The following is a 2,050-nucleotide window of genomic DNA, read 5'->3' on the forward strand; positions in this document are numbered from 1 at the left end:
GATTGGAGGTCCCGGTCCCGGACATTGATTCCGACCACAATCCGCCTCCGCGTATCATCCCTCGAAATCTTTGCGGCCCCTTTGTCATAACTGACCTCGGCAACCTCGTTCAGGGGTATTTTACCCCCGCCGGGGATATCGATAAAAAGATTCTGCAGGTTTCCGAGATCCCTGCGCTGCCCTTTATTGAGACGCACTACCAGATCAAAACGTTTTTCACCTTCGAAGACATTGCCAACGGTCTGCCCGCCAAAGGCCATGGAGATCAATTCGTTTACTTCTGAGATGTGCAGGCCGTACCGGGAAATTTTGGCGCGGTCATAGACCACCCGCATCTGTGGCAGGCCTTCTACTTTTTCAACGGTGACATCCGCCGCACCCGGAACCTCAGCAGCAATCGCCCTGATCTGTTCTCCCATGCCGGCGAGCACATTGAGTTCTTCCCCGAAGACTTTAACGGCGATATCTGCCCGTACTCCGGTGATCAGTTCATTAAAACGCATTTCGATGGGTTGGGTGAACTCTACCTCCATCCCGGGGATGACGCCCAATGCGGTCTTGAATTTGTCCGCCAATTCGTCTTTGGAGGAGGCCGAAACCCATTCATTTTTGGGTTTTAAGGTGATTATGACATCGCTTTCCTCCATACTCATCGGATCCGTAGGCACTTCAGCTGCCCCGATTCGGGTCACTACCTGGTCGACTTCCGGAAAGCCCGCAATCAGTATTTTTTCAATCTGAGTAGTTGTTTCAATGGTTTTGCTCAGGGATGTCCCTGTTTTTAGTACGGGCTGTATGACGAAATCGCCTTCGTCGAGGGTGGGGATAAATTCTCCTCCCATCCGGGAGAACAGAAACCCGGCCATTATCAGGAGTCCTGCGGCAATTCCCAAAACAGCCTTTTTATGGGCCATGGCCCATCCAATGACAGGGACGTATAGGGCGTTTAAACGCCTGATGAGTCTGAGTGATATATTTTTCTCCGGGTTCTTGGCGGGTTTAATAAACCATGAAGACATGACGGGTACATAGGTAAAACACAAAATCATGGCCCCGATGAGGGCAAAACTGAAGGTAAGGGCCATGGGGCGAAACATTTTCCCCTCCACCCCGCTTAGGGAAAGGATCGGGATAAACACGATAAGAATGATCAGTTGCCCGAATACGGCGGAATTCATAAGTTTCGAGGCCCCTTTGAGGGTAATTTCATCTTTTAGCTTTTGTTTTTCTCCCGCCTTTAGTTCCAGGAGCTGCGAACGCTTGGCATTGATCTGGAAGGCGATAAACTCCACGATAATGACCGCCCCGTCGATAATAATACCAAAGTCAATGGCACCAAGGCTCATCAGATTGGCATCCACCCCGCTCAAATACATCAGGGTAAGGGCAAAAAGGAGGCTTAAAGGGATGACTGAAGCGACGACCATTCCGGAACGGAAATTCCCCAGCAACAGGACCACGACAAAAATCACAATCAGACAGCCGAGGATCAGGTTTTCTGTTATCGTATGGGTGGTCCGATCAATTAGATCGCTTCGATCCAAAAAGTCATTGATGTAAACGCCTTCCGGCAGTGACTTTGAGATTTCCGCGACGCGCTGATTCACAGCATTTATAACTTCTTTGGAATCCGCCCCTTTGAGCATCATCACCTGGCCCAGGACTTTTTCACCTTCTCCATTTGCGGTGATCGCCCCAAAACGCGTGGCACTTCCAAACCCCACCTTACCTACATCACGCACAAAAACCGGGATGCCCTCTACGGTTTTGACCACGGTGTTTTCAATATCCTCCAGACTCCCGATGAGGCCTTCGCCCCGAATAAAATACGCCTGATTGACCTTTTCAATATACCCTCCGCCGGCTACGCTGTTTCCTTTTTCCAAAGCTTCGATCAGTTCTCCGGCCGTAATATCCATCGCCCGGAGCTTCTCTGTGTTTATGGCTATTTCGTATTGTTTCAAATAACCACCCCAGGTGTTTACTTCTACCACTCCCGGAATTCCGGAGAGTTGCCTTTTAACAATCCAATCCTGGATGGTACGTAAAT

At 49.9% G+C, this 2,050-nt stretch carries 1 protein-coding gene; it reads right to left on the reverse strand.

The genetic code is table 11. The annotated features are described in order from the left end of the window. Positions 1–2,050, reverse strand: a 2,050-nt coding sequence (locus WBV75_RS12505; protein WP_424120923.1) for an efflux RND transporter permease subunit, incomplete at both ends; no start/stop codon positions are given.

The organism is Robiginitalea sp., from assembly GCF_049588695.1.
Taxonomy (GTDB): domain Bacteria; phylum Bacteroidota; class Bacteroidia; order Flavobacteriales; family Flavobacteriaceae; genus Robiginitalea.